This window comes from Faecalicoccus sp., assembly GCF_036552745.1.
Lineage (GTDB): Bacteria > Bacillota_I > Bacilli_A > Erysipelotrichales > Erysipelotrichaceae > Faecalicoccus.
In genome coordinates, this window is the sequence record NZ_JAXKBY010000160.1 from 1 (window position 1) to 4,118 (window position 4,118).

5 protein-coding genes are annotated in these 4,118 nt (G+C 32.6%); 3 read left to right on the forward strand and 2 right to left on the reverse strand.

The window, feature by feature from the left end; all coding sequences use genetic code 11:
* Positions 1 to 234 precede the first annotated feature (234 nt).
* Positions 235 to 780 (forward strand): hypothetical protein, encoded by a 546-nt coding sequence (locus U0M88_RS07630; protein ID WP_022790542.1) that lies wholly within the window; start codon positions 235 to 237, stop codon positions 778 to 780.
* Here U0M88_RS07630 and U0M88_RS07635 read toward each other — a convergent pair.
* Positions 777 to 1,328: a CYTH domain-containing protein gene (locus U0M88_RS07635; RefSeq protein ID WP_167699302.1), complete on the reverse strand. Its 552-nt coding sequence runs from the start codon at positions 1,326 to 1,328 to the stop codon at positions 777 to 779. The genes U0M88_RS07630 and U0M88_RS07635 overlap by 4 nt on opposite strands.
* Positions 1,329 to 1,367: 39 nt before the next feature.
* Here U0M88_RS07635 and U0M88_RS07640 point away from each other — a divergent pair, with 39 nt between their 5' ends.
* Positions 1,368 to 2,159 carry an NAD(+)/NADH kinase gene (locus U0M88_RS07640; protein ID WP_331869439.1) on the forward strand — a complete coding sequence of 264 codons (792 nt, stop codon included), beginning with the start codon at positions 1,368 to 1,370 and terminating at the stop codon, positions 2,157 to 2,159.
* On the opposite strand, the gene U0M88_RS07645 is transcribed toward U0M88_RS07640, so the two are convergent.
* Complete coding sequence (locus U0M88_RS07645) at positions 2,156 to 3,430, reverse strand: FtsW/RodA/SpoVE family cell cycle protein (RefSeq protein ID WP_331869440.1); 1,275 nt, start codon at positions 3,428 to 3,430, stop codon at positions 2,156 to 2,158. The genes U0M88_RS07640 and U0M88_RS07645 overlap by 4 nt on opposite strands.
* A gap of 211 nt (positions 3,431 to 3,641) precedes the next feature.
* Here U0M88_RS07645 and U0M88_RS07650 point away from each other — a divergent pair, with 211 nt between their 5' ends.
* Positions 3,642 to 4,040 (forward strand): helix-turn-helix domain-containing protein, encoded by a 399-nt coding sequence (locus U0M88_RS07650; RefSeq protein ID WP_022790538.1) that lies wholly within the window; start codon positions 3,642 to 3,644, stop codon positions 4,038 to 4,040.
* The last annotated feature ends 78 nt before the right edge of the window (positions 4,041 to 4,118 follow it).

Consider the following 4,118-nt stretch of genomic DNA (forward strand, 5'->3'; position numbering starts at 1 on the left):
GAATAATAATGACAAGAAAACTAATTCATATGATTTATGAATTAAAACGATAAAAGCTTAAAATAGAACTATGAAATATCATAGGAAGAAAATATGAAAAATCACAATGTAAAGATAATGTTAAAAAATTTATATGAATATCCTATGATGTTGTAGAAATGAATAAAGAAATATGCTAAGATAGAAAAGCACAATAATAATTTACTTAGGAAAATCATAGGAAAGGGGATCGTAATGGAAGATAAAAAGCCAATAGATGTCTTCTACGATATGGATATAGCGCAAATTTGTCAGCATTTTTCTAAATCAAGAAATACAGTTGATAAAGCAATTGCGAAATTAGTAAAAGATAATCCTGATAAAGATTGGAAATATAAAAATCCAGAAACACGACGGATCACGATCAAAGCAGAAGGTGTTGAACATCTTTCTAAGTATTTTCGTAAAGAAAAACATGAAATTTCTACAGTAGAAATGGAACTTCGATATGAAAATGAAAAATTAAAAGCCATAATAGAAGAAAAAGAAAAAGCACAGGAAAAAATCGAAGAATTATATAAAGAACGTTTAGCATTGGAAATAGAAAAAAACAAACAAACATTCTTATTGGAAAATCAGACAAAGGATGAGAAAATTCAAAAGCTTCAACATGAAAATGAAGTTCTTCGAGAAGAAGCTGAATCGGTTGAACAGATGCGACAAAAGATCGAAGATTATAAAAAGAAAGAAGAAGAATACAATTCAAAATCCTTCTTCTATCGATTAACTCATAAATTTTAAGACTTATTAAAAGCTCTGGCAATCTTGCTGGGGCAATTTTTTATATATTGAAGATGAATTGGTTTTAAAATCTGATTAAAATATGAAATCCCATCGTGTTCATATTTATATTCATATTCTAATTCATAATCAACATGATGATCATACTGGGTAATGTCGGCGCATAATGTTGCACGTTCCAAGTCTTTTTCATAACGTTTTGTGGTGAATGATACAATAGGGATTAATTCATGAAAAGGAATGTCATGTGTTTTTAACCAGGTTAGAATTTCTTCATCTTTTATTTTTAGTAAGTCTTTGGTATCTACTTCCTTTTCGTACTCAAAGTGTGTTATCGCATCTTTTCGGATTTTTAATGTAAAAATATATTGATTATCAATGATTCGTATTCTTACAGCACCATTCTTTTGTTTTACTTTTCCGTCTAAAGTATCGTAATAAATATTGGTTTGTATCTTATATTTATTTAAATCATATGATTTTATGATGAAATTCATATCCTCTTCTTTAATTAAAATTTTTAATTCTCTTTCTATAGGTTCTTTCATAAAGTAATCTCCTTTTAAAATATGGTACAATAGAAAACAATGAAAGGAAAGATGATTATGCGTTTTGCGACAATTGTTAGAACGGATGAATATTCGAAATCTATTTCAAAATATGTAATACAAAAGTGTAGTGAGTTTGGATGGGATTATGATACAAACAATCCTGAATTGATCATATCGATTGGTGGAGATGGTACACTTCTACGTGGTATTCACACATATCTCTCTATTTTAGATCAGATTAGTTTTGTTGGGATCCATACTGGTACACTTGGATTTTTTACGGATTATACACAGGAAGAAATTGATCTTTTTTTAGATGATATTTTCCATAAAGTCCCTTGTTATGAAGAAATGCCTTTACTAGAAATGAAAACTTCTAAAAATTTTGATTCTATTTACGCGTTAAATGAAATACGTATCGAATCTGTATCTAAAACATTGTCACTGGACGTGTATATAGATGGCGAATTCTTTGAACATTGTACAGGATCTGGCATCTGTATCAGTACACAGGCAGGATCCACAGCTATAAACAGGGCCTTACAGGGTGCAGTTATTGATGATGGCTTACGGGTTTTACAATTGTGTGAAATCATGCCGATTGCACATAAGAATCACCATTCGCTTCATAATCCTTATATTATGCGATCTGATCGACAAATTATGGTTCGAGGAAAATCATTATCTTTGGCCAGAGCTTGTTTTGATCATTTAGATCAATCGTTAGAAGAGGTGGAAGAACTTTATATTAAAACTTCTGAAAAAAAAGTGCGTTTTGCACGATATAGAAATTATTCGTACTTAAAACGCCTTAAAAATTTATATTAATGTGTTTTTTTGAAGGTCTTGATCAGAGATCTTCTTTTTAATGTGCTTACTTTTTTTGGCTTTTTCTTACCAACAACCCAAACTTTTTTAGAAACTGGGGATATGTTCATTACGATCGCAAAGGCAATAAAGTAAGATAAGATACTACTTCCTCCATAAGAAATCATCGGCAGTGTAATACCGGTGATGGGAACAAGTCCAACAATCATTCCCAAATTTTGAAATTGTTGATATACCAGCATGGCAATGACACCGATTACGACAAATCGATCCATACGATCTTTCGTGTTGTATGCGATTTTAAACAGTACAATATCAAACGCAAAACAGATTGCGAGAATGAATGTAGTTCCTAACAAACCAAAACACTGTCCTACTGCCGCAAAGATGAAATCGGTATGTGCTTCTGGAATCGCAATGATATCCGCCTGTAATCCATGCCCGCTTAAACCGGCGCTTCCTAAAGATAATAATGCGGTATAGAGCTGATTGGAGCTTCCTTGTATATTTCCTTCTGGATCTAACCAGGCATCAATTCGAGCTAATCGATAATTTGAAAGAAGAGCTTCCAACAAATCTCTTTGAAAGAAATAAAGAAAGAAAAATCCAGCGACCGCACATAAAATAAGAATGCCGATGATCCATACATACTGCTTTCGAATACCTGAACATAAAAGTAGAATCAAGGTATTTAGTAAGATGATGATCATGACCCCGGTATCCGGCTGCAGAAAAATAAGAATCAGAGGTGGTAAGAGAACTTTCCCGATTTTTATTAAAAGTTCTAAGTCATCTTTATTTGTCGGATTTGGATGTTCTTCCTGATGTGTCGCAATGATTTTGGATATCATCACGATCAGTACGATCTTTATAAATTCACTTGGCTGAAAGCTGGCAAAGGGTAAAGAAAACCAGGAAACCGCACCATTTATTTCATTCGCAAAAGGAAGATAAATACTTCCGGAACTGACAAGGATCAAAAGCCGTGAAATTAATAAATAGACTAAGCAGACCATCAAAAAGTTATAAGCTTTTTTCATTAGAGGATAGATGGCTTTATTTTGCATAGAACATAGAAAAAACATAGCGGTAAAGCCAATGACATACCAAATGATCTGACGGAACATGTATCCATATCCGGAACCATCACTGATCAGGTTGAACGCATTGTATAACGCAAAAAAACTTGTAAGTCCTAATAGGATCAACATGATCAGAAAACCTGTATCAATGCGAAATGTATGTTTTCCCAAAGTAATGGTTTGTTTCATCGTACAGCCCCCTTATCTGATTTGTATTAGTATATCATAGTTATGAATAAAACAAGGTCATAATTCAACGTAAAGTATTGTATTATAGTATTCATAATTAGTGTAAACTATGGCTAAACCATTAGACGAGAAAATTAAACTGATGGTCGGTTGAGTAAAAAATATGGGAAGTGATAGGATGCAGGTGAACAATCAAAGGAGTAAGGATACAATGAAAAAAACTTTTGGTACGATGATTGCGACTTTACGCAAAGAGAAAAATTTGACACAGGCGGAAGTAGCCGAAATGATGGGTGTAACTGATAAGGCTGTATCAAAATGGGAAAGAGATTTATCTTTTCCAGATATTAATAGCCTTCCGAAATTAGCGGAGTTATTTGATATGACAGTCGATGAACTGATGCAGGTAAAAGTGGATACGAAAAAAGAAGAAAATACAAAAATTGCTGAAATGATCAATCTGGTCTGTAAAGGAATCGCCTTGGCTATGGGAATAGCCGTCGTTGTCTTATCATTGTTAGAAGAATTGGAAACAGAAAATGCCCTTCGCATGTTGGGATTAGGATTAGCATGTTTGGCAATCTCACAGTTTTCTCAAAATAAAGAATAAAAATATAAGGATATCTAACTGCAATGTCATTAAGTTAAGCTACAAGAAAAGTATTAACTTAAAAACAAAGTAAAGTAA

Excerpts from the sequence above, each read along its gene's own strand:
- U0M88_RS07630 (WP_022790542.1), top strand. The coding sequence starts at position 235 with ATGGAAGATAAAAAGCCAATAGATGTCTTCTACGATATGGATATAGCG.
- U0M88_RS07635 (WP_167699302.1), bottom strand. The coding sequence starts at position 1,328 with ATGAAAGAACCTATAGAAAGAGAATTAAAAATTTTAATTAAAGAAGAG.
- U0M88_RS07640 (WP_331869439.1), top strand. The coding sequence starts at position 1,368 with ATGAAAGGAAAGATGATTATGCGTTTTGCGACAATTGTTAGAACGGAT.
- U0M88_RS07645 (WP_331869440.1), bottom strand. The coding sequence starts at position 3,430 with ATGAAACAAACCATTACTTTGGGAAAACATACATTTCGCATTGATACA.
- U0M88_RS07650 (WP_022790538.1), top strand. The coding sequence starts at position 3,642 with ATGAAAAAAACTTTTGGTACGATGATTGCGACTTTACGCAAAGAGAAA.